Source organism: Enterocloster citroniae (genome assembly GCF_040545455.1).
Lineage (GTDB): Bacteria > Bacillota > Clostridia > Lachnospirales > Lachnospiraceae > Enterocloster > Enterocloster citroniae.
Genome location: NZ_JBEPLZ010000001.1, coordinates 151,828 through 174,788 on the forward strand (window position 1 = coordinate 151,828; position 22,961 = coordinate 174,788).

Below are 22,961 nucleotides of genomic sequence, written 5' to 3' on the forward strand. Positions count from 1 at the left end.
GGTTTTGGTTTTAAAATTTTAATAGATTCATATATCATAAGGTAAACTACGTTAATCGCTGATTATACAAGACTTTATTCATCAACAGAGTAGTAATTGAATACTACCCAATGTTATTTCCATGCCACTCAAACAGGAACTGCATACCATCTCTATGTACATAAATGTATTCCACATTATCTCTCTGCTCTGTCCTCATAACTGTAATTATGATCCAGACTATTATCCTGATTCCGCAGACGTTGGCCTAACGATATCAGATATTCTGTGTTCTCTTTAACCTTGTGAATGGCCTCGGGATTATTTTCAGCCAGAGCATTTAATCCACATTGATAATTACGCCATTTTATCATATCTCTGACCTTTTCCAATGCTTGTGGCCCACCTGGTTCTCTCTTTAGAAGAGCTATTGTTTCATTCCATTCTTCATTACTACGTTGAAGTGTCTGTTCTGCATTGTCCATTAAAACCTCCATATTGCCCCGTATGTCCTCTTTTTGTCTTTCGATGGTGTCCAGGTCGTTTTTTGCTTGTAAGACAGTATTAAGAGCATTCTGTGCAGCCTGCTCGGCTTCGTATGCCCTGTTCCTTGCTTCTGTAGCCTTATAACGTTCCTGTTCAATATGCTGCCGCCCGGAACCAATATCACCGCGTCCCAAATTGTAAAGGCTGGAAACCTGTTCGTAAAAATCGTCCTGCATACGGCGATACGACTGCCGTCCACCACGTTGCTGCCAATATTCTGTCCTGGATAATCGTGTTGGAGCCTCTTGATAATCGTATATCACTTTGCCCTCAGAGTCTCTTGCCCGTATACAATGCCCTTTCTTGTCCCGAATGAGACAGCCCTGTTCATCACGTGCATAAACATCTTTTCGCCGTTTCGAGCGCTCCACGATTGGTACATAGTCGATATGCATATGGGGCGTTGATTCGTCCATGTGAATAGTTGCCGATATAATATTATTAACCCCAAAATATTTCTCGGCCCACGTTATTGCCCAATTAAAATAATCGAATATACCAAGGGGGATTTCTTTTACAGTCCACAGCCATGCTGTTTCTTTATCCCAGCCCAGTGATTTGAAAAAGTTGGGACTCGCTGTAATGACTGCCTGTTCCATTGCAATTTGTCCTTTACGAGATACCTTGACACCCATCATCTCACATTTATCTTGCCATGCCCTAAATAATGTCTGTTCATTATCACGGCACACACGTACATTAAGATGTGACCGTTCGGCGTCAATATCCCCGTTACGCTCACTACATCTTGTTCTATCTTCTTCGGCACCAATATGTCCAATGCTTCCTACTGTAAACGACTTAATTCGCAAAATACCACAATCCATGTTTAAACCTCCTTTCCAACTTGTATCAATGCTATTGTTATTCATGGGGACAACCAGCTCGCCTTTGCCGGGGCGTTCTAGTTGTCCCCATAACTCACTAAGGGACAAGTCCCCCTGTTCGCTCTCCGAGGGCCCTGCGGGGCTAATAAGTCTAATTATCTGTCCCTGTCATTAATGCCATATCCTCCGGATTGTCCTCCATTGTATGACGATAGTAGCGATCTAACGTCACACTCAAAGATTTATGCCCCGCCCATTTTTGCACAGACTGCGGACGGGCCCCACGCCGGACGATCCAGCTAATACCATCATGCCTTAAATCATGTATTGTGTGAATCTCCAGCCCTGCGCGTTCACAGGCTACTCCGATCACTCGCCTTAAACCACCACGGAGAATATGCCCCTCATGTTCAAGTGTGTCTGAATTGAGTATTCCACTAGAAAATACCAGCTCATTAGATTGTTTGCCATCGCAGGATTTTTCCAGTATTTCCCGGCACGCTGACGCGATCGGAATATCTCGCCGGCTTCCCCATTTAGGCGGTACAATGAGTTTGTGCTGCTCATCATATTGCCTGCGTACATGTATTTTATTTTTGGCAAAATCAATATCTTTGACACGTAGCTCCACAGCTTCACCTACTCGTAAAAACTGATACATGATTATCACTAATGTCTTGCCATATAAGTAACCTCGTTCTAATCCATTACTTACCCGGGCAGCGGGGTTGTAATTTTTACAGAGTTCTTTTTCTAACCTTTGCATTTCCGTATCTGTATAAGCATATTTGTTTGTAGGTTCATCTTCATCATCGTCTAATGCCCATGTATAAGTTTCCTTTGTAGATTGCGGTCGTTTACATCGTGACATGGGATTTCCTCCATCTGGATACACATGCTTGAAAAACATGGAAAGCATATTCCAGCGTTTTCTAATTGTAGAATCCGCCAAATTTGCTTGAACCAATTCCAACATGTATTGCTGGATCATATCGCTGTCTATGTCACTAACTAACTTAGTTCCTAACACCACACAAATCTGTGTAATTGTATCCTCGTCTGTCTGCACTGTTCTAGCAGACCGTGGACGTCCACCATTGCCAACCTCATGCCTTTTATAGGCGTTGTACCAATTCCATATGTAATCTTTAAACTGAATTTTTCCAACTTTAATATCCAGTTTTTTGTCGATGGCTGCAATATGCTTATCATAATTACGTTTCCATGCTTTGCGCGCTTCGGTTTTACCTAACTTACTGCTTCCAGAACAATCAAATGTTTCGCCCTTGTAATATTCCCGGCTCTTTGCCACCCACTGATGGCGGGATTCTAGCCAATTAGCCGTAATAGAATCCTTTTTTGCTGGCATAAAAAAACACCCCTTTCTCACAACAATTATGGTTGTGGTTGGAGTGTCTCTACTAAATTTTATGGTATTAGATATCATATCTCCGCTACACCTAAATTACACCTACAAAGTGGGGGAATGTGTTATCATCTAATACTATTTGCTACTATTTAGTTTTGGTGATAATGCACAAAAAAACAGGCTCCATAGATGTAAAATCTGTGGAACCCATCATTCGGGTTGGGCTATTCGTTAAAATAGTCAGCAGGGGAAGAGGGGCTCGAACCCCCATCTACGGTTTTGGAGACCGCTGCTCTACCATTGAACTATTCCCCTATGGTCTGTTGTATTTCCGAACCTCAATTAGAATACCACATGTTTTGAAAAGTGTCAACCACTTTTTAAAAATAAGCGACTAAATTATACATACAATTCTAAACAATTCACAACATCAATGACACAGTTATATTTCTGTGCTAATATAGTTAGAAAGACAGGTGATTTGATATTTCTATAAAATAAATCAGTTATGAGTCACCGCATAAAGAGGCAGGAAGGTCTATCGGAGGGAAACATGAAAATTATGGGGAAATGGAATAAACGCTTCGAGTATACCGCTGTTTTTCTGGCAGTTAATCTTATTGCGATTCTGTTGTTGGGAAAAAAGGAATCCTTTTATATCCAAAACGCCATGGCCGCTCATGGTGAGGAAAACATACGCCAGATCGATGGGGTCATGAATAATTATATCCACTCCTTCCAGCTGTTCTCCCACATGATGGCCAGGGAGACAGAGGACAACCGTGATCCCGATGACGTCCTGGACTACTTAAAATCCATTGACTCGGAAATGCTGGACATTGAAGGGGATACCTTTGACGGCCTTTATATGTATTATCAGGGCCGTTATCTGTACAGCTGGGACACGCCTTACTCTGAATATGAAAGCACCGGCTATACAGCCACAGAGCGTCCCTGGTACAAGGATGCCGCGGCAGGAAAGGGGGACATTGTCTTCACGCCTCCATACATGAGCTATGCCAACCATTATATCCTGTCCACGATTTCCCAGCTTCAGCCGGATCAGCAGACCGTCTTTGCCTATGATATCAAAATGGGGAATATTCAGAATCTTGTATCTTCCCTGGTAAGCTATGACCGTGAGCAGATGATGATCTTTGATGACAACGGAACCGTGATCGGAAGCACCAACTCCGACTATCTCGGAGGGAACCTTTGGGATTCCCTGGAAGATATCAAAGCTTCCATAGAGGAAACCAGGGCTTCCATAGAGGAAACCGGGGCTTCCATAGCGGAAACCGGGGCTTCCCCGGAAGAAACAAAGGCCGGCCCGGAGCAGGAGCATATACCTGCAGCTGCCGGCAGCCTTTCGGACGCACAGACAGAAAAGCTAAAGGAGCAGATTCAGTCCGCAGAAGCATTTCTCTCTTTCAGGAAAGGCATTGATGCCGGCCTGTCCAATCTTTTGGACCAAACATCCACGGTTCTCACCGTAAAATCCGGGAACAGCACCTACTTTGGATATCTTCAGCCCGGGAATGGTTACCACTCCCTCACCCTGGTACCCGTGGCCTCCATGCTGAAGTCCTCGGTCCAGATCTGGCTGGTCCCTCTCCTGCTTATGGAACTTCTCCTTTTCTACATCCTTGGGCGTATAAGCAAGGACCGGAAAAGCTGTGAACTGAAAGCAGCATACATAGAGCTTGGACAGACGCAGCGGCGCCTGGAACTGGCCCTGTCCGTTGCCCAGAAGGCGGCTGCCATAGATGACCTGACCGGCATGATGAATTTTAAATCATTCCGGAAAAATGTTGCAGAATACCTGAATTCCATGGAAAAGGACGAATCCGGGATCCTTATTATGCTGGACGGAGACCGCTTTAAAGCGATCAATGATAATTACGGGCATTCCGTTGGCGATGAAGTCATCAAGCTGTCCGCCCAAATGATCGTTGGGCGTATCCGCACCATTGACCTTGCCTCCCGGCTCCATGGAGATGAGTTTGCCATATTCGTGTCCAAAACAGAGGACTATTCCGTGGCCAAACGGATCATTGATGATATCAATCATACCATCGCCGCAGAGGCATCCCGGAGAAATATGCCTCCCATTACCCTGTCCGCAGGGGCTGTTACCGCCCGCCAGGGAGACAGCTATTCCCAGCTGATCAAAGCAGCGGACGCGGCCTTATATCGGGCCAAGGCAACCCACAACGGCGGTTTCTCCTATGCTCCCCCGGCCTGAAACCGCAATTGTCCGGATCCGCTCTCCTAGATCACGCCAATGGCCTCCCGCACATTGGCCACTCCAATTATCTTAATCCCCTCCACCGGCTTCATCTTATCCGCGCACACCTTTGGCAGCACGCAGGAGGTAAAGCCCAGCTTGGCAGCCTCGCTCACTCGCTGCCCTGCCTGGGACACGGCTCTCACCTCTCCTGACAGTCCCACCTCTCCGAATATCAGCATCTTTGGGTCCACCGGCCGGTCTTTATAACTGGAGATGATGGCCATGACAATGGCCAGATCCAATGCAGGTTCATTCATCTTCATGCCTCCGGCAATGTTGACATAGGCGTCCAGACGGGACATCTCGTAGCGGCACCGCTTTTCCAAAACAGCCATCAGAAGATTCACCCGGTTATAATCCGTACCCGCGGCCGTGCGCCGGGGCATACCGAAATTTGTCTCGGTCACCAGGGCCTGGACCTCCAGCAGAATGGGCCTGGTGCCCTCAAAGGAACAGGAAACCACTGCTCCTGAGGCCTCCTCCGGCCGGCCGTCCAGCATATATTCGGAAGGGTTCTCAACCTCCACCAGCCCCTCCTCCTGCATCTCAAACACGCCGATCTCATTGGTGGAGCCAAACCTGTTCTTTACACCTCTCAAAATCCTGTAGGAAGCATGCCTGTCCCCCTCAAAGTAAAGCACCGTGTCCACCATATGCTCCAGCACCCTGGGACCGGCCACCACACCCTCCTTGGTAACATGCCCCACCACGAAGATAGCGATCCCGCGGCTTTTGGCGATCTGCATGAGAATACTGGTGGACTCCCTTACCTGGCTGACGCTTCCCGGGGCAGAGGATATCTCCTCCCGGTACATGGTCTGGATGGAGTCAATGACTGCGATCTGGGGCTTTTCAGCGTCTATGGCCTGTTCAATATGTTCCAGGCTGGTTTCACACAGGAATTTCAGTTCCCCTGTCACGGGTCCGATACGGTTTGCCCTCATCTTAATCTGCTTCAGCGACTCCTCACCTGATATGTATAACACTTTCTGCCCCGCTCCGGCCAGGTGCCTGCACACCTGAAGAAGAAGGGTGGATTTCCCTATACCCGGATCCCCTCCCACCAATACCAGGGAACCTGCCACAATACCATCTCCCAGCACCCGGTCCAGCTCCCGGAAGCCAGTGGGGATCCTGTCCTGCTCATCCAAATCGATTTCCGATAAAAGGGATGGCCTGGCTGTCAAAGCTGCCGGCTTTGAGCTGCCGCCCCCCATGCGTCCAAGACTGCCGGCCGGCGTTTTGGACACCGGCTCCTCCACCAGGGAGTTCCATTCCTTACACGCTGGGCATTGTCCCATCCATTTTGAAGATTCATATCCGCACTCTTTACAAAAAAACGCGGTTGTCCTTGCTTTTGCCATTCTTTCCTCCCGGATTCCTTTTGTCAGCCAATACGCCGTATATGATCTGCTCTGTATAGAAACAGGCTGGAATCTCTTCCAGCCCGCTTCCTGCATATTATACTCTCCTGATCGCCTTGACATTGACTGCCAGGCCCTCTTCCAACTCCACGCTTACGCTGAGCTTACCGCTCATGTTGGTCTTCATATTGCCCACGGCTGCATCGTTTACGTAAACTTCGTAGTCTGTATCATTCTCCAGCTGAATCGTGATCTGCGCATCCTTGCTTCCTTCTACTGTGAACTCCACGCCCTCATCCGTAACCTTGAAATGCTCTGCTGCGGTTCCCGGAACAGATTCATATACAAACATGTCATTGCGCTCCAGCTTGGTAATCTCATTGTAGGTCTTGACCTTGTACATATCCCCTTGATATTCAAAATCGGACTTCTTTGCCTTTTGCCCTAACGTATAATTGCCAAAACTAATGGTGCCATCCTGCTCTGTGCAGATTAATTCTTCAATGACCGGCATCTTCTTATCCTCCTGCTAAATGTGCTTAAGTAACTTCCTCATAAAAATTATACATCAATACCAAACAAATAACCAGTGAAAATATTCTTAAATTGATTTCCTTCTCATTAAGCCTTTGTAGCAGCGGTTGATTTCTTTTTTCCCGGCGTCTTGCCGGCGTCTCCCTTAGCCGCCTCTGTCTTGGTACCGGAAGTCCTGCGCTTTGGAGCTGCTTTGGATTTTGATGTAAAGGTCAGCTTTTCTCCGTCAAACCCTACCTGAACCGTATCACCGGCCTTTATGCTGCCATCCAGCATTTCCTCGGCCATCTTATCCTCCACCAGATTCTGGATCGTACGTCTCAGCGGCCTTGCGCCGTATTTCTCATCATAGCCCTTATCGATCAGGTATTCCCTGGCTTCATCGGTCACTGTAAGTTCGATTCCCAGCTGGTCCTTGCTGCGCTTTCCGATGGTACTCAGCATGATGTCCGCAATTCCCTTGATATGATCCTTGCTCAGCTGGTGGAATACGATGATCTCATCGATCCTGTTTAGGAATTCCGGCTTGAACAGACGTTTCACCTCGTCCATGACCCGTTCCTTCATAAAGGTATAATCAGCCTTTGCGTCACTGGCCGCACCAAATCCAAGGCGCTTCGGGGAAATGATATTCTCCGCGCCCGCATTGCTTGTCATAATGATAATGGTATTCTTAAAATCGATCTTGCGGCCCTGCGCATCCGTGATATGTCCGTCATCCAGCACCTGGAGCAAAATGTTAAACACATCCGGATGGGCTTTCTCTATCTCATCAAACAGGATCACGGAGTAGGGATTCCTGCGTACCTTTTCACTGAGCTGTCCGCCCTCATCATAGCCCACATATCCTGGCGGGGATCCGATCATCTTGGACACACTGTGTTTCTCCATGTATTCAGACATATCCACCCGGATCAGTGCATTCTCTGTTCCAAACATGGCCTCGGACAGGGCTTTGGAGAGTTCTGTTTTTCCAACGCCCGTGGGGCCCAGGAATAAGAAGGAGCCAATGGGACGTCCCGGATCCTTAAGCCCTACCCTGCCTCTTCGGATAGCCTTGGAAATGGCGGTAACCGCCTCCTCCTGCCCTACCACGCGCTGATGAAGGATTCCCTCCAGGTTCTTCAGGCGCTCGGACTCTTCCTCAGCCAGCTTGCGCACCGGTATCCTGGTCCATCCGGAAACCACATCAGCGATCTCATTATCGCTTACAAGCAGTTTCTTTGTTTCCTTTTCCTTCTGCCATTTCTCCATGGTCTGATTGATCTTTTCACGCAGCTTTTCCTGCTTGCTCTTGATCTCTCCCGCCTTTTCATAGGCTTCCTTTTTAATGGCCTCTTCCTTGCTCTCTTCCAGTGCCTCTATCTCTTCCTCGTATTCCTTGATCTTGGAAGGTTTTGTATAATTGGCAAGCCTTACCCTGGAGGACGCCTCATCGATCAGGTCAATGGCTTTGTCCGGCAGGAACCTGTCATTGATATAACGGCTGCTCAGCTTCACGGCAGCTGCCAGGGCCTCGTCCGTAATCTCCACCTTATGGTGTTCTTCATAGCGGCTGCGAAGCCCCCTTAAAATGGCCACGGATTCATCTTCCGTGGGCTCGTCTACGGTCACAGGCTGGAAACGGCGCTCCAGCGCGGAGTCCTTCTCAATATATTTGCGGTATTCGTTGATGGTGGTGGCGCCGATAAACTGCAGCTCTCCTCTTGCCAGGGATGGTTTCAGGATATTGGACGCGTCCAGCGCGCCCTCCGCTCCGCCGGCTCCGATGATCGTATGGATCTCATCGATAAACAGCAGCACATCCCCTGAATCGATCACTTCAGAGATCACCTTCTTAATCCGCTCCTCAAACTCTCCCCTGTACTTGGAACCGGCAACCATACCGGACAGGTCCAGGGTCATGACCCTCTTGTCCGCAATGGTTTCCGGCACATTGCCGGAAACGATCATCTGGGCCAGCCCCTCCACAACAGCGGTCTTGCCCACGCCCGGTTCTCCGATCAGGCAGGGATTATTCTTGGTTCTGCGGCTCAGGATCTGGATCACCCTCTGTATCTCCTGCTCCCGTCCGATCACGGGATCCAGCCTTCCGTCCGCCGCCAGCTGTGTCAGGTTGCGGCTGTAGCTGTCCAGGGTTGGTGTGGCATTGCTTTTTCTGCCTCCCTTTGCGCCTGAAATATCATCTTTTACAGCAGGGGCATCCTCCCCCATAGCTGCCAGCAGATCGATATAAAGCTTCTGGATGCTGACACCAATGGTGTTGAGAAGCCTGCTTGCCACACAGTCGCCTTCCCTGAGGATGGCTATAAGGATGTGCTCCGTTCCTATCTGTGCCGCCTTAAAACGCACTGCCTCCCTGTAGCTGTTCTCTATGACCCTGCGGGCCCTTGGGGTATATGCGGTCTGGTTGGTAGTCTGAATGGTGGGATTAGGCGCGATCAGCTGGCTTACCAGTTCGATCACCCGATCCTCCTCCACCCCATTGTCCTCCAGCACCTTGGCCGCAACGCCGGTTCCTTCCTGCAGCAGGCCGATGAGAAGATGCTCCGTGCCCACATATCCATGGTTCAGGCTCTCCGCCACGCCCACTGCCAGTCCCAGCGCTTCCTGGGCCTGCTGTGTATATCGTTCCATCATAAGTTTTATGTCCTCCTTACAAGTGTTACTTAACTTCTATCTCAGGTAGATTCTGTCTCACATATGCTGCCCTTACAGAGTCCATCTCATCCTTATCCAGGGGACGCTTTGCCCAAAGATTCAGGTTTGCGGGCTTAATACCCAGAACCAGGTTGTAAAGGGAACATTTTTTATCAAAGGACATCAGTCCGTCCTCCTCCCCTGCCATTAGCTGGGAAATGAAGATGCGCGCATCCTTTTCAGATATCTTCCTTGCATATTTGAGAACGCCGTAGGACTTATATACCTCGTCCTCGCGTTCCAGTCTCTGTGTATTAAGGGTGGCGTTCCTCACCCTCATCTCCTGGTTGTTCAGCTGGGATGCCGCCTTGGTCACCAGTTCCACGATCTCCTTTTCAGACAACCCTAAGGTCCTCTGGTTGGAGATTTCATAAAGGCTTCCGTAATTATCGCTTCCCTCTCCGTAAAGTCCCCGGATCGCTGTTCCAAAACGGCTCATATCGCCTACTATGCTCTGGAATTTTCTCACCTGGGACAGTGTTGGCAGATGAAGGACCACACAGGCCCGAAGTCCGGTTCCCACATTGGTGGGGAAGGAGGTCAGATAACCGTATTTCTCATCAAACGCATAGGAATAACGCTCATTTACATAATCGTCCATGGCGTCCGCCTTCTGCCATAATTCATCCAGTTTAAGACCGGAAGCCAAAAACTGCATGCGTATATGGTCATCTCCTCCCAGCACCAGGCTGCTGCCCTCATCCTCAGACAACAGAAGGCCCGCCGGCTCCTTCTTGTTCACTGCTGCCAGGTTCAGGATTCTGCGCTCCCTGAGCGCCAGTTTTTCCAGTTCCCTGACCTCATTCAGCTGCTGATACTTGTACGGATTTCCATCCAGTTCCGGAAGATTCTTAAGCCCTTCCTTCATGCGTTCCAGCATTTCCCCGCACTGCTGCGCCGTCATTCTGGAGGGAAATGCATACTCATCCCAGTTCCGGGCCAGGCGGATGCGGCTGTAAACAATATTGGAGTTTTTGTTGTCCACGCTGTCAAACCATTTACTCATGGATATCCGCCTCCTTTTTTAGTTCTTTGATCTGGTCACGGCACTGTGCTGCCAGCTCATACTCTTCCTGCTTCACCGCTTCCTTAAGCCGGGTCTCCAACTCACGGATCTGCTTATTCACAGCCGCTGACCTGCTGTCCATTCCATTTTCCTGAATGGCAGCGCTATCTGCGGTCTCCTTTGTCTCTCCGGCATTGGCCTGGGCGGGATGTTCCTTCTCAAATGTGCTTCTGAATTTGGGATGCTTGCCCTTATGGTTTCCGCTTCCCTGAAGCTGCTTCATCTTATCGCTGATGAACAGGTCGAATACCCCATAGCAGTCCGGGCATCCAAACCGGCTGTTTTCCACAAAATCATCAAAACTGGTGCCGCAGGTGGGACACACCACCTTGCCGCGCACATCGGTCTCCTCCTCATCGTCCTCAAGGCCCAGAAGGCCGGACAGGAGTTTTCCCAACGGGAATTCACCGTCCAGAATGGCGGCGTATTGTCCAAAATCCATCTCTCTCGCACAGTGGGAACAGAGATTGTGCTCTGTCTTGATCCCGTTTATGATCTCTGTGTATCTGATATTGGCTTCCCGGATCTTACATCTTTCACATAACATACGAATCCTCCATTTGTCATCAAAGGCGCGCTGTCACCGCCTTAGTTTTCTTCCGCCTCATCTTCTCCTTCCATACACCCGCGGGTGTACTTATCAAAAATCTCATCTACCAGCTGGTGAACTTCCTGCCTGGTCATATTCTTACAGATTCCCCAGGCAAGCACAACATCCAGGTTCCTGCGCATCTCTCCGATGGCCTGTATCTTATCAATATCCAGACTCACCACTGCGCCTCTGCGGCGGTCCAGCTTCACAAAGCCTTCCTGCTTAAGTACAGTGTATGCCTTATTAACTGTATGCATGTTGATGCCGATATAATCAGCCATCTGTCGCACAGAGGGAAGGGAGTCCCCCTCCCGGATCATGTCCGTGGCAATGCCCATGATAATCTGGTTGCGCAGCTGTATATAGATTGCTTCATCACTGTTGAAATCAATCTTCAATACCATAAATCCACCATCTTTCGTCTTATACTGACATAAAAGTTATATTTGTTCTACAAGCATTATAACAACACTTGTTAATATTACTATAGCAAGGGAACATGGATTCGTCAAGCAGAAAAAGGAGGGAATCCCCCCTCCTTTTACCGTTTTCCCTATTGTTTTAACACTTCCCGTCCATCCATCTTATGATCACTTCGGATATCTCATCAATGGAGTCAAAAGGAAATACCTTTCCCTGCTTAAGGGGCACATCGGATACGTAAGCCAGCACGGTCCGCGGATCACACACCGGTTCAGAGGACACAGCCGCCCTCAATACTTCGATCTTAGGAAAGGAAGAATACTTCTGCCCTTCCAGCAGGATCAGATCCGCCTCCGGGAAAAAAGCAAAGAAATCCTCCGCTTCCATGCCCGGCTGATCCTTGACCAGCGAAAACCGGCTGCCGGAATATACCACGGTCCCATAAGCCCCGGCCTTTTTCATGCGGAAGCTGTCCGTATCCGGTACATCGGCTTCAAACTCGTGTCCGTCATGTTTGATGACCGCGGTGCGTACCCCTGCCCCGGACAGTACCCCCACCAGTTTTTCCAGCAGCCATGTCTTCCCCGCATCCTTCCTTCCGCTGACAGCCAGGACAGGAAGTCGCTTCTTCCCCAGTTCTTTGTAAATCTCCGGGGTGTTTACATTCAAAAACCATGTGTCCGGGATATGTTCTTTTGCGGTCTTTGCCTCCACGCAGTTTACGTGCTCCAAAAAATCCATCATTCGATAATTCTGCGAATGGATCCGGGTCCTCAGTTCCCGCAGGCAGGTTCTGGAATACAGAGCGCACATGGGCTGCAGCCTGCCGTCCCTGGTGCGCCACAAAACAGCATCCACTCCCGGTTTCCAGTATTTTAACAGGCATTCCGCCATCCTGCCCCGAAACAGCGGCATGTCACAGGACACAAAAAACAGGAATGGTTCTGCTGTCTGCTCAAGGCAGGACCAGATTCCTCCCATGGGCCCAATCCATTCCCCATCCTTTCCCCGGACCGTATCCTCCACCACAGTAAAACCTTGCACCGGTTCTCCGCTTTTATAAGCAGCCCGGGACAGATAACACGGGACACCCAGGGAATGAAGTTCATTTCCAATTATATCCAAAAAAGTCTTTTCTCCATGGATCAGGCTGCTTTTATCCGCATACCCCATCCTGCTCCCCTGCCCTCCTGACAGGATCACGCCTCCCCAGCTCATGTCCATTCCCTCACTTCTCCCTGCCATCCAGTTCCCCTTCATTGGCCTCTTCCCTGCATATGGTTTCCTGAAGCTGGCTTTCCAGAACTGCAATTTCCATCACGGCCTGGCGGTAATTAACTGACAGGCGGATGTATTTCCCTTTTTCCCGTGCAGCCTCAGATGCAGTCCATACAATCCGCTCCAGCACCTCCCGGTTCAGGGCCCCTCCTCTCCAGTGAAACACAAAATAGGGCTGTTTTTTCCGCAGCACCGCCTTCATGCGGCCAGACACATCCTCCACCTTGGTCAGCGACAGACGGTTTTCCTTATAATAGAAGCGGGATCCATCCGGACAGGCAGGCATTCCATAAACCAGCGGCTGATGGTCCCTAAACATCATCTTATCATCCAGGTTATAGTAGTCAAAGCGTTTCTGCCCATAACGCCCCAGGGAATTGTCAAAGGTTGCATCCAGATGATACCACGTATTCTTAAGCTTTACCAGGTTCCAGGCATGGCGGTAACGGATTCCCTGTTCCGGATCAGCCTGGCTGATGGCAATGATACATTCCATTCCCATCCTGTCACAAAGGATCTTCACTGTTTTTGCAATCCCTTCGCAGACCCCTACCCCCTGCTGAAGAGGGCCTATGATTTCATGGGAATACTGCTTTTTCAGCTTATCATATGTCACATTGGTGCAGATAAAGTCGTGGATGTATTTCTCCTTCTCTTCTGGGGACAGATCCCCGGCCTGCTGGACCAGGCGGTTGATTCTGGATTCCAGGGCAAGTTTCATCTCCTTGATCTTTTTCTTCTCAAACATGTATTGGGGAATGAGCTGGACATATTGGGAATTGTCAGCATACCGGTAATTAAATCCCTCCACATAAAAGATTGAGGGATGATCCAGACGAAGCCTGAAAAACAAGTCGGAGAGTTCACGCCCGCCCAGGTTCAGTACCGGAAATTCGGGGGCAATTGCCTCAAAGCCGTCCAGCATGGAGCGGTACGCCGACTGCTCTCCTTTTGTCATGTGCTGGTAATAATATTCCTGTCTCATAATCTTATCCTGACATCTGTTATCGTTTAACTTCATTTGCATGTCCGGCTTTTTTAACCGGCTTTTTATATGCTAACATAAAGTCAGGAAAAAATAAACTGCTATTTGTGTTCCTGGTTGCCAAAAAGCACCATCCAAAAAAACAGCATGGCCATAACCAGCCATGCTGTATAACGTACGGGTGTGTAACAATATGTTAATATTATATGGGACACTCATATGTTCCTTCGTGTATTCTTTCGCATGTGTTTTCCCATCTCCCATCAGGTAATGGACGCCTCATAGATTTCCTTAATGGACTGCGCCAGCATGCGGTCAAACTCCCCTTCTGTCTGTTTGGCGCTAAGCCCTTCCGACAATGCCCGGGAGAAACTTGCGATCAATCCGGGGCTGCGGCTTAAGCGTTCATTGGCCTCCTCCCTGGAATAGCCTCCGGACAGGGCCACTACCCGGACTACATGGGGATCCTCCATGATATCGCTGTAGAAACCATGTTTATTCGGAATGGAAAGCTTAAACATCAGTTTTGTACCCTCTGGAAGTTCTGACAGATGAGTTTTGATTTCCTCCTTCATGATGCGCTCGCTCTCAGCCTTGTCAGGGCTGTAGATATCGATCTCAGGCTCCAGTATGGGAACCAGGCCGGCAGCTGCGATCTTCAGGCCGATCTCAAACTGTTGGTCCACAATCTTCTTAATACCTGCCGGATCCGCTTTCTTGATCACGGAACGCATCTTGGTGCCAAAGATATGATGCTCCTTTGCCCTGGTCAAAAGCGCATCCAAAGCCGGAATAGGTTTCATAAGGCGCACCCCGTCCTCCTCCTCTGCCAGCCCCTTGTCAACCTTCAGGATGGGGATGATACCCTTAACCTCCCACAGGTAATCGGCTGTCAGCCTGTCTTCGATCCTGCGCTCCATGGTGTTCTCAAACAGGATTGCGGCCAGGATGTGATCTGATGTAAAGGACGGGCTGGTAATGATCCTGGTCCTCATCTCATGAACCAGATTAAACATCTCTTCGTCCGTGCTGTACTGCTCCTCGCCTATGCCATAATTCTTCAGGGCCTTTGGCGTACTGCCGCCGCTCTGGTCCAATGCCGCAATAAACCCCCTGCCCTTGCTCATACGTTTTAACTGCTCCTGGTTCATAAGGCTACCTCTCTTTCTTGTTGAAAATACAATGAGTTAAAAAGAACAGGAAGACACACCTTGCGCCCGCCTGTTCCTGGTTCTTTTCCAACAATACTGGCTGCATAGGCGCAGACCCAACACATCGAAAACAATCACACTGAGAATACTATTATTACTGAGAATACTATTATTATAGTAAAATCCGCTTCCCATTGTCAATAGAAGTTTCCAGAAGTTGCTAAATATCCAAATGATGGTACAATGAAGTCAGGCCGTATTTCTGCCAAATTTATCCGCAGTACAAAAGGAGAACCACACAATGAATGAAAACAAAGACCTTCTGCTTCCTGGCTATACCAGGGTTTCCCATTCCCTGGAACCTGTATATGACCGGAATTCACGCATCCTGATCCTGGGCAGCTTCCCCTCCGTTAAGTCCAGGGAACAAAATTTTTATTACGGGCATCCCCAGAACCGGTTCTGGAAACTGATGGGGCGGCTGTTAAAGGAAACATTTCCTCCTGAATATCAGGGAAAAAAGTCCATCCTGCTGAGACACGGGATCGCCCTCTGGGACGTGATCCACTCCTGTGACATCAAGGGTTCCAGCGACCAGAGCATCTGTAATGTCACCCCCATGGATCTGGAGCGCATCTTACAGGCCGCCGACATAAGGGAGATCATCACCAATGGCAGCACAGCCCACCGCCTCTATGTAAAATACTGCCGCCAACACACGGGAAGGGACGCTGTCAAATGCCCCTCCACCAGTCCTGCCAATGCCGCTTTTACACTGGACCGCCTGGAAAAGGACTGGGGCGATGTGCTGCTCCCCCTTCTGGAGGCCGGGAGGTAACCTTATTATGCGATCTCCAATGCACACTGGATCATGGCATCCAGGTTTCTCTCACGTTCCCCATTGGTCAGGGCCCTGTCCGTATGGATGCTGCTGCCCACTGTCAGCATGCCCAGGGCGCGCTTTCCGGCCCGGGCAGCCGTACAGTAAAGGGACAGGGTCTCCATCTCCTGGACCAGTACGCCCATTTTCTCCCATTCCCCCTTTTCCCCTTTCCGGTCTTCATAAAATACATCTGAGCTGAATACATTGCCCACCCGAAAGGGGATCCTGCTGCCTTGGGCCTGGCTGACAGCGGCTGACAGCAGACTAAAATCAGCAATGGGTGCAAATGTGCCCGGCAGATGATACTGGGCCGGGAAATTGGAATTGGTGCAGCACCCCATGGCAAAGATCAGATCCCCCACCTCCACATCCCTGTGGATGGCACCGGCCGTGCCTATGCGGATAATGGTATCCACATCATAATTCTGGTAGAGCTCATATGCATAGATGCCCATGGATGGGATCCCCATCCCGCTTCCCTGGACTGAAATCTTTTTCCCTTTATAGTAACCAGTATATCCGTTCATTCCCCTGACACGGTTATAACACACTGCATCGGTCAGATAGGTCTGCGCAATGTATTTTGCCCGCAAAGGATCTCCCGGCATCAGGACCGTGCTGCCGATCTGTCCTGGCTCCGCTTCGTTATGAAATGTTTTCATGTCTATTACTCCAATTTTTTTATAGTATTCCTGTCATTCTTTCTCCTGATACTCAGCTCATGCTGGTCAGGGCCGAAAAACAGCTTCTGGGACAATACCGGTGTGTCGTATTCCGTATAGAGCACCTCCTCCAGAAGTAAGAGGGGATCTCCCTCCTGGATGCAAAGTATATTGGCCAGACGTTCCCTCGCCTGTCCCAGACGGATCTTTGTGTCACTGTACAGTCCGTTGGAGGACAAAAGCTCCGTATAGTACCGGTAAACGGTATCCGTATCCTCCAGATCCACATCGCTGCTGTCCAGTATCTCATGGGGCATATACACCATGGCGAATCCGGCCGGCGTCTCCCCGCAGTAGTAGGTGATGTCAATGACAGCCACCACACTGGACGGCCGGAGTTTCAGCACCTGCTGGTGCTTTTGTGTGGCCGGCTGGAAACCGATGGAGGTCACCACCCGGTCCACGGGCTGGATGCAGAAGTCCACAATTGGATTCCCGACTTTTTCCAGCCCACCTTTACTCATATCCTGATTAGAAAGGACAATATTTCCCTTTCCCTGATGATTAATGATCAATCCATCTTCCTGAAGGAGCAGCATAGCCTGCCGCAATGTGCCTCTGCTGACCTGAAGCTGTTCCGCCAGGATATTCTCCCCGGGCAGTTTGTCTCCAGCTTTGTATTTTCCCTCTTTCAGCCACTGGCTGATGGTCTCATATGCAGTCACATATAACGGTATCTTTACATTCTTCTCTTTAATAACGGTATCCTTCACAGGTCTCTTGTGCTCCTTTCATGCGCTTTGGTGTCAGTTCTAGTATAGGACTAATCCACCAATTTGCCAAGTGCTTCCGGACCTTTTACCCGTTTTCCCACAAACAGCAGCACGATCAGGGTCACTGCATAGGGCAGCATCTGCACGAACTGGGAGGGGATGGCCACATCCGTGAGATAAAATCTGGCCGCCTGGGCAACTGCAAATATCATGCCCGCTCCCATGGAGCCCAGAGGCTGCCATCCGCCAAAGATATTGGCCGCCAGTCCCATGAATCCCCTGCCCGCTGTCATGTCCACCACAAACAGGTTGTTCTGGGAAATGGAGAGATAGGAGCCTGCCAGTCCGGCAATACTTCCCGCTATGATCATGGCAATATAGCGGTAACGGTTTACCTGCACCCCGGCGGTCTGCACCGCATAGGGCTGGTCACCCATGGCCCTGTACCTGAGTCCGAATTTTGTCTTATAAAACACGATCCACACAGCCCCCACAATCAGGAACATCCCATAGAGATAGGGGGACTGTTCCTTAAACAGGGCCCCTAAGACGGGAATCCTGGAAAGCCCCGGAACAGTCAGGTTGGGGATGGATGCCACGGATTCCGACATGCCTTCCGTCTGCCAGATCGTCTTAAGCATAACTGCTGTGATCCCGCTGGCAAACAGGTTGATCCCTACGCCCACCACAGACTGGTGCGCTTTCCATTTTAAGCAGAAAAGTGCGTAAAACCAGCCGATCACGCCGCCCAATACAAGAGACAGGGCCACTCCCGCCAGAGCCGAACCAGCGGCGTAGGAACCGGCCACGCCGGCAAAAGCTCCTATGAGCATAATGCCTTCCACACCCAGCAGGATAATGCCTCCCCGCTCCGCAATGGTGCCGCACAGGGCTCCCAGGACAATGGGAACGGACAGCTGCAGGGTAAGTCCGATAAAATTATTGATCATATCCATATGTCATCCTCTCTTTCTGGTCCATTTGATCAGTTCCGGCGCTGCCACCAGCAGGATCACCAGGCTCTGTATTACAGTTACCATGTTTGTGCTGACCATGGTCTCCCTGCTCATGCGCAGAGAACCCATGTCCATGATCCCAAAGAGCAGGGCCGTGAGAAGCACGCCTGCGGGGTGGTTCCTGCCCAGAATGGCTACTGCGATCCCCGTAAATCCAAAGGAAGGCGAGAAACCTTCTATAAACCTGTGATATTTTCCAAATACTTCGGTCACTCCGGCCAGGGCTGCAATACCGCCGCTGAGAGTCATGGACATGATCAGGAACAGATTGACCCGGATACCGGCCGTACCGGCGGCTGAAGGGTTGGCCCCCACTGCCCGCAGCTGATATCCCACCGAGGTCTTCCACAGGAAAATGTACATGGCGGCTGCTATAAACAGAAGCAGGAACAGCGCCACGGTCAGCTGGGTCCTGGGCAGCAGCTTGCCAAACCAGATCTCCTCTGCAATCAGCTCGGTCTGGGCCGTGGACCCCTCTGTCTTATAGGGACCGTTGACCAGATAGGAGGTGAACAGGGTGCAGATATAATTGAGCATAATGGCCACAATGACCTCATTGGTACTGAATCTGGCTTTGAATATCCCCGGCACGCTGCCCACCGCCATCCCGGCAAGGATACCTGCCAGGATGCTGACGACCAGCAGCACAGGAGCCGGAAGAAAGCTCAGTGTAAGGGCCGTGATGACGCTTGCCATGGCTCCCGCATGAAGCTGGCCTTCCGCGCCGATGTTCAGCATGCCGCACCGGGAACCCATGGCCACAGCCAATCCCGTAAACGCCAGCGGAATGCTCTTGCTGATAGTATTGGCAATGGACTGGGGCGTACCCAATGCGCCCTGTATCAGGGATGAATAAGCTTTGATGGGGGATTCGCCTGCCAGAAGGATGAACAGAGCGCCTATAATAAGGGCTACTCCTATGGCTGCCAGGGATTTTCCGACCTCTGCGGTCTTCTTATTACATATCCATTTCATGAACATTTACCTCCTGTCTCTTTCCTGCCATAAACAGTCCGATCTCCTCTTTTGTGTACTCCCCATTTGTAAACTGGGCGCTGGCCTCCCCCTCATAGAACACGGCGATACGGTCGCTTAAGTTCATGACCTCAGACAGCTCGGCTGAAATCAGAAGGATGGCTTTTCCCTGCTCCTTTAGCTGAAGCAGTGTTTTATGTACACGCTCAATGGCTCCGATATCCAGTCCCCGCACAGGCTGGGCTACCAGCACCAGCCCCGGATCGTGGCTGATCTCCCTTCCAAGGATGACCTTCTGCTGGTTGCCTCCTGAAAGCTGCCCGATCTCCTGTTCCACGCCTGCAACCTTGATCTCAAATGCCTCCACCTGTTTGCCGGCATCCTGCTTCAGCCTGTCATAATCAATAAACCCTTTTTTACAGTATTCCGGTGTATTCTGATACCCCAGAAGAAAATTTTCCGTAATGGAGAATCCGGATACCATGGCATTCTTGTGGCGGTCGGAGGGTATATATCCGATTCCCATGGCTTTCCTGTCCTTTACCGGCAGGGTATGGATCGGCTTTCCGCCAAGCAGGATGCTCCCCTCCGTCACCTTCCGGTTTCCCACGATCATCTCCTCCAGTTCCTGCTGTCCGTTTCCGTCCACCCCGGCTATTCCCAGGATCTCCCCTGCCCGGACAGTCAGGCTCACGGTGTGTTCCGCTCTCTCATGAAGCCGGACTTCCTTTAACTCCAGGACCACATCCCCTGTCTGCTGCCCTTTCTTTGCAACCACGGATTCTACCTGTCTGCCCACCATCTGTGTGGCCAGCTCCTTCTCATTGGTGTCCTGGGTGTTGCAGCAGAATACTACCTTTCCTTTGCGTATAACAGTAATCCGGTCGGACAGGGACATAGTCTCATTGAGCTTGTGGGTGATGAATACAATGGTCTTTCCGCTCTTTTTCAGCTGTCTGAGAATCTTAAACAGCTCCTCCACCTCCTGGGGCGTGAGCACGGCCGTGGGCTCATCCAGTATAATGATATCAGCCCCCCTGTACAGGGTTTTAAGGATCTCCACACGCTGTTTCATACCCACGGATAGGTTGACCACCTTCTCATCCAGGTCGATCCTGAACCCAAACCGCTCCACCAGTTCTTCCACCCTGGCACGGCTCTCCCTGCGGTTCAGGAAAAATCCGCCTGACTCTTTTCCCAGGATGATGTTTTCCAACACGGTCAGCTGGCCTACCAGCATAAAGTGCTGATGTACCATTCCTATTCCCAGCGCATATGCATCATTGGGATTTGCAATGGATGCCTTTTTTTCATTGATAAAGATCTCCCCGGCATCGGGATGATATAACCCGAACAGGATATTCATAAGAGTACTTTTCCCTGTTCCGTTTTCTCCCAGAAGACAGTGGATCTCCTGGTGTTTTACCGTAAAATCAATGCCGTCATTGGCGCGTACCGGCCCAAAGCATTTTACAATGCCAACCATTTTGATTGCGTCCATACCTGCCTCCTGTTTTTTAGTTCAGCTCAGAGGGAACCTGGATCTCTCCTGCTATCACTTTTTGTTTCAGTTCTTCCAGCTGCTCAAGTATCTGATCCGTTACCTGGATATTGCTCTGCTCCACTGTTACATCCACACCGCCGTCACTTAATCCCAGCATCTGATTCTCCCCTGTGTAGGTTCCCTCCACAACGCTGGCAATTGCATGGTAAGCGCAGGAATCCAGCTTTTTAAGCATACTTGCCATCACATAGTCAGGCGCAATGCCGTTTTGGTTCAGATTCACTCCAATGGCCACAAATCCCTTTTCCTCCGCTGCCTGGAACATACCCATTCCGGAAGCTCCCGCTGCATGGAAGATCACATCCGCATCTTTTTCCACAAAGGTATTGGCAATGGTCTTTGCCGTGGTGGGGTCATTAAAACCTCCCGCATAATCGATCAGCACCTTCATCTCCGGCTCTATATACTGGGCTCCCGCCTGGTAGCCTGCCGCAAAGCGGTTGATCAGTGGATTGTCCACTCCGCCGATAAATCCAATGGTCTTGCTGTCCCCCAGTTTACCGTCTATCTTCTCCTGTTTTGCCAGGGCTGCCAGGGCGCCTGCCAGGAAAGCTCCTTCCTGTTCCTTGCATGAATAGGATGCCACATTGGACAGATCCGAGGTTGCGTCCAACAGGGCAAACCTTTGTTCCGGATATGTATTGGCCACATTGGTCAGGGCGTCCACCTGTTCCGCCCCCACACAGATGATCAGGTCATAATCCCCTGATGCCGCCATCTCATCCTGGATGATCTCCTCATCCGACACGGATTTAGGCTCCACTTCATCATATGTAATGCCAAAGTCCTCAGCTGCCTGCTTTACTCCCTCCAGCGCCAGGTCGTTAAAGGAGTTTCCCCCAAGGCCTGCCTCGGTAAATATGATGCCCACATGGATCGCTCCCTCCGCCGCACCGGCGCTTCCTGATTCATTACCGGACTTCTCCTCTTTACTCTGGGCTCCGCTTCCTGTGGCGGATGCGCCGCATCCCATGATTGCGCTGCCTGCCATGCTGACTGCTGCTAAAAGAACTGCCCATTTTTTCATTGTTTTTTTCATTTGATTCCCCTCCGTTTTAGACTTGTTTTATCACTCTTTAAATATGTTTCTAAACTTGTTTAACAAGTTATTTAGAATGTATCACTACTTTATTGATTTGTAAATCTATTTTTTTGTGTTTTCCTTCATTTCGTTAAAACTCCACGAAAACGGAGGGGGGATTTTGTGCACTATTTTAATCTTATTGGGATTTCCTGGATGAATCAATACTAGTACCCGCCATATAACATAATTTGGCCACGGTATCAGGTACATCTGTTGGACACTTCTAAATCATGATGACAACTCCTGTTTTACTGGTTTTGGCACAACAAAAAAACAGGTACCGATTCAGATTTCTCTTTCTCGATACCTGTTTTTTGTTTCTCTGCTCTCTTTACTTTGTGTTTTAGTCATCCCTTTACATGTACTGTTTTTATTTTCACCTTTCATTATCAATTTCATTTTACTGATACTTTCTCGTCATATCATTAAAATGTTCCCGTTCATTGATAATCTACTTGGTATATGAAAATATCAACCGGTCATGTATCTGGTTTCCTTTCACATTTCATCAGGCAGATCTCTTATTCTCTGTTTTCATATATAATTTAAAATTATATAGAAAACGAAAAATCTCTTTCCGGCGGACCGTACCTCCTTGTTTTTATTTCGTTTCTTTTGTTATTTATAGTATACATAATCGCCCATGTTTTGTCAATACTTTTTTCGTTAAATTTCAATCTTATTAGTTTATTGTTTGCTAACATGTGAATATTCTGAATATTTATACGATATATCCCAACAGCCGGGTACCTATGTCCGTCATTCCCCATCATATGCTCCTCCATCATATGCTCCTCCACAATATCGTTCCCCAGAATGCCTTCCCTCTTCCATTCTCTTTCTTGTCTCTTCTTGATCCACAGCAATCCTTTCGTAACTGTTCAGGACAGCCCATCTTTG

The 22,961-nt window shown here is 49.6% G+C and carries 20 protein-coding genes and 1 tRNA gene; 2 read left to right on the forward strand and 19 right to left on the reverse strand.

Annotated features, from left to right (window positions below; all coding sequences use genetic code 11):
- Positions 1-176: 176 nt before the first annotated feature.
- From mobV to ABID13_RS00725, 3 genes are all read right to left on the reverse strand, one after another.
- Positions 177-1,352, reverse strand: coding sequence for a MobV family relaxase (gene mobV / locus ABID13_RS00715; RefSeq protein ID WP_048930644.1), 1,176 nt, complete (start codon positions 1,350-1,352; stop codon positions 177-179).
- 151 nt (positions 1,353-1,503) lie between these two features.
- On the reverse strand, positions 1,504-2,721 hold the full coding sequence (locus tag ABID13_RS00720; protein WP_048930643.1) for a tyrosine-type recombinase/integrase: 1,218 nt from the start codon (positions 2,719-2,721) through the stop codon (positions 1,504-1,506).
- A gap of 244 nt (positions 2,722-2,965) precedes the next feature.
- A tRNA-Trp gene (locus tag ABID13_RS00725) sits at positions 2,966-3,036 on the reverse strand.
- A 238-nt stretch (positions 3,037-3,274) separates the two neighbouring features.
- Between ABID13_RS00725 and ABID13_RS00730 the strand changes: the two genes are divergently transcribed.
- Entirely contained in the window at positions 3,275-4,966 is a 1,692-nt protein-coding gene (locus ABID13_RS00730; protein WP_048930642.1) for a sensor domain-containing diguanylate cyclase, read from the forward strand.
- A 26-nt stretch (positions 4,967-4,992) separates the two neighbouring features.
- Here the strand turns inward: ABID13_RS00730 and radA are convergent, their stop codons facing one another.
- From radA to ABID13_RS00775, 9 genes are all read right to left on the reverse strand, one after another.
- The gene (gene radA, locus ABID13_RS00735; protein WP_040416687.1) at positions 4,993-6,375 is read right to left on the reverse strand and encodes a DNA repair protein RadA; all 1,383 of its coding nucleotides are present in this window, start codon (positions 6,373-6,375) and stop codon (positions 4,993-4,995) included.
- Between the two features lie 97 nt (positions 6,376-6,472).
- On the reverse strand, positions 6,473-6,889 hold the full coding sequence (locus ABID13_RS00740; protein WP_007863841.1) for a hypothetical protein: 417 nt from the start codon (positions 6,887-6,889) through the stop codon (positions 6,473-6,475).
- 107 nt (positions 6,890-6,996) lie between these two features.
- A complete protein-coding gene (locus ABID13_RS00745; protein WP_048930641.1) occupies positions 6,997-9,549 on the reverse strand; it encodes an ATP-dependent Clp protease ATP-binding subunit in 2,553 nt (850 codons plus the stop codon).
- 25 nt (positions 9,550-9,574) lie between these two features.
- On the reverse strand, positions 9,575-10,615 hold the full coding sequence (locus ABID13_RS00750; RefSeq protein ID WP_007863837.1) for an ATP--guanido phosphotransferase: 1,041 nt from the start codon (positions 10,613-10,615) through the stop codon (positions 9,575-9,577).
- Positions 10,608-11,222 carry a UvrB/UvrC motif-containing protein gene (locus ABID13_RS00755; RefSeq protein WP_007863835.1) on the reverse strand — a complete coding sequence of 205 codons (615 nt, stop codon included), beginning with the start codon at positions 11,220-11,222 and terminating at the stop codon, positions 10,608-10,610. The genes ABID13_RS00750 and ABID13_RS00755 overlap by 8 nt, the downstream gene beginning before the upstream one ends.
- A 41-nt stretch (positions 11,223-11,263) precedes the next feature.
- Positions 11,264-11,671, reverse strand: a complete 408-nt coding sequence (locus ABID13_RS00760) for a GntR family transcriptional regulator (protein WP_007863833.1) — start codon at positions 11,669-11,671, stop codon at positions 11,264-11,266.
- A 157-nt stretch (positions 11,672-11,828) separates the two neighbouring features.
- Entirely contained in the window at positions 11,829-12,935 is a 1,107-nt protein-coding gene (mobB, locus tag ABID13_RS00765) for a molybdopterin-guanine dinucleotide biosynthesis protein B (RefSeq protein ID WP_227884406.1), read from the reverse strand.
- Positions 12,919-13,953: a transglutaminase domain-containing protein gene (locus ABID13_RS00770; protein WP_048930640.1), complete on the reverse strand. Its 1,035-nt coding sequence runs from the start codon at positions 13,951-13,953 to the stop codon at positions 12,919-12,921. The genes mobB and ABID13_RS00770 overlap by 17 nt, the downstream gene beginning before the upstream one ends.
- 263 nt (positions 13,954-14,216) lie before the next feature.
- A complete protein-coding gene (locus ABID13_RS00775) occupies positions 14,217-15,104 on the reverse strand; it encodes a fructose bisphosphate aldolase (protein ID WP_048930638.1) in 888 nt (295 codons plus the stop codon).
- A 301-nt stretch (positions 15,105-15,405) separates the two neighbouring features.
- Between ABID13_RS00775 and ABID13_RS00780 the strand changes: the two genes are divergently transcribed.
- Complete coding sequence (locus ABID13_RS00780) at positions 15,406-15,942, forward strand: DNA-deoxyinosine glycosylase (RefSeq protein WP_007863813.1); 537 nt, start codon at positions 15,406-15,408, stop codon at positions 15,940-15,942.
- Positions 15,943-15,947: 5 nt separating this feature from the next.
- Here the strand turns inward: ABID13_RS00780 and deoD are convergent, their stop codons facing one another.
- The 7 genes from deoD to ABID13_RS00815 all read right to left on the reverse strand — a co-directional run bounded on the left by deoD (position 15,948) and on the right by ABID13_RS00815 (position 22,849).
- On the reverse strand, positions 15,948-16,649 hold the full coding sequence (gene deoD / locus ABID13_RS00785; protein ID WP_045093326.1) for a purine-nucleoside phosphorylase: 702 nt from the start codon (positions 16,647-16,649) through the stop codon (positions 15,948-15,950).
- 5 nt (positions 16,650-16,654) lie between these two features.
- Positions 16,655-17,422: a GntR family transcriptional regulator gene (locus tag ABID13_RS00790; protein WP_007863809.1), complete on the reverse strand. Its 768-nt coding sequence runs from the start codon at positions 17,420-17,422 to the stop codon at positions 16,655-16,657.
- Between the two features lie 50 nt (positions 17,423-17,472).
- Positions 17,473-18,378 carry an ABC transporter permease gene (locus tag ABID13_RS00795; protein ID WP_007863808.1) on the reverse strand — a complete coding sequence of 302 codons (906 nt, stop codon included), beginning with the start codon at positions 18,376-18,378 and terminating at the stop codon, positions 17,473-17,475.
- 3 nt (positions 18,379-18,381) lie between these two features.
- Complete coding sequence (locus ABID13_RS00800; RefSeq protein WP_007863805.1) at positions 18,382-19,413, reverse strand: ABC transporter permease; 1,032 nt, start codon at positions 19,411-19,413, stop codon at positions 18,382-18,384.
- Entirely contained in the window at positions 19,397-20,914 is a 1,518-nt protein-coding gene (locus ABID13_RS00805) for an ABC transporter ATP-binding protein (RefSeq protein WP_007863803.1), read from the reverse strand. Before ABID13_RS00805 ends, ABID13_RS00800 begins: the two co-directional genes overlap by 17 nt.
- A 16-nt stretch (positions 20,915-20,930) precedes the next feature.
- Entirely contained in the window at positions 20,931-22,016 is a 1,086-nt protein-coding gene (locus ABID13_RS00810) for a BMP family lipoprotein (RefSeq protein ID WP_007863802.1), read from the reverse strand.
- Between the two features lie 596 nt (positions 22,017-22,612).
- Positions 22,613-22,849 carry a hypothetical protein gene (locus ABID13_RS00815; protein WP_048930637.1) on the reverse strand — a complete coding sequence of 79 codons (237 nt, stop codon included), beginning with the start codon at positions 22,847-22,849 and terminating at the stop codon, positions 22,613-22,615.
- Between the last annotated feature and the right edge of the window lie 112 nt (positions 22,850-22,961).

What these genes read in the sequence shown, in the direction of transcription:
- mobV (WP_048930644.1), bottom strand. Translation starts at nt 1,352, where the DNA reads ATGGATTGTGGTATTTTGCGAATTAAGTCGTTTACAGTAGGAAGCATT.
- ABID13_RS00720 (WP_048930643.1), bottom strand. Translation starts at nt 2,721, where the DNA reads ATGCCAGCAAAAAAGGATTCTATTACGGCTAATTGGCTAGAATCCCGC.
- ABID13_RS00730 (WP_048930642.1), top strand. Translation starts at nt 3,275, where the DNA reads ATGAAAATTATGGGGAAATGGAATAAACGCTTCGAGTATACCGCTGTT.
- radA (WP_040416687.1), bottom strand. Translation starts at nt 6,375, where the DNA reads ATGGCAAAAGCAAGGACAACCGCGTTTTTTTGTAAAGAGTGCGGATAT.
- ABID13_RS00740 (WP_007863841.1), bottom strand. Translation starts at nt 6,889, where the DNA reads ATGCCGGTCATTGAAGAATTAATCTGCACAGAGCAGGATGGCACCATT.
- ABID13_RS00745 (WP_048930641.1), bottom strand. Translation starts at nt 9,549, where the DNA reads ATGATGGAACGATATACACAGCAGGCCCAGGAAGCGCTGGGACTGGCA.
- ABID13_RS00750 (WP_007863837.1), bottom strand. Translation starts at nt 10,615, where the DNA reads ATGAGTAAATGGTTTGACAGCGTGGACAACAAAAACTCCAATATTGTT.
- ABID13_RS00755 (WP_007863835.1), bottom strand. Translation starts at nt 11,222, where the DNA reads ATGTTATGTGAAAGATGTAAGATCCGGGAAGCCAATATCAGATACACA.
- ABID13_RS00760 (WP_007863833.1), bottom strand. Translation starts at nt 11,671, where the DNA reads ATGGTATTGAAGATTGATTTCAACAGTGATGAAGCAATCTATATACAG.
- mobB (WP_227884406.1), bottom strand. Translation starts at nt 12,935, where the DNA reads ATGGCAGGGAGAAGTGAGGGAATGGACATGAGCTGGGGAGGCGTGATC.
- ABID13_RS00770 (WP_048930640.1), bottom strand. Translation starts at nt 13,953, where the DNA reads ATGAGACAGGAATATTATTACCAGCACATGACAAAAGGAGAGCAGTCG.
- ABID13_RS00775 (WP_048930638.1), bottom strand. Translation starts at nt 15,104, where the DNA reads ATGAACCAGGAGCAGTTAAAACGTATGAGCAAGGGCAGGGGGTTTATT.
- ABID13_RS00780 (WP_007863813.1), top strand. Translation starts at nt 15,406, where the DNA reads ATGAATGAAAACAAAGACCTTCTGCTTCCTGGCTATACCAGGGTTTCC.
- deoD (WP_045093326.1), bottom strand. Translation starts at nt 16,649, where the DNA reads ATGAAAACATTTCATAACGAAGCGGAGCCAGGACAGATCGGCAGCACG.
- ABID13_RS00795 (WP_007863808.1), bottom strand. Translation starts at nt 18,378, where the DNA reads ATGGATATGATCAATAATTTTATCGGACTTACCCTGCAGCTGTCCGTT.
- ABID13_RS00800 (WP_007863805.1), bottom strand. Translation starts at nt 19,413, where the DNA reads ATGAAATGGATATGTAATAAGAAGACCGCAGAGGTCGGAAAATCCCTG.
- ABID13_RS00805 (WP_007863803.1), bottom strand. Translation starts at nt 20,914, where the DNA reads ATGGACGCAATCAAAATGGTTGGCATTGTAAAATGCTTTGGGCCGGTA.
- ABID13_RS00810 (WP_007863802.1), bottom strand. Translation starts at nt 22,016, where the DNA reads ATGAAAAAAACAATGAAAAAATGGGCAGTTCTTTTAGCAGCAGTCAGC.
- ABID13_RS00815 (WP_048930637.1), bottom strand. Translation starts at nt 22,849, where the DNA reads ATGATGGAGGAGCATATGATGGGGAATGACGGACATAGGTACCCGGCT.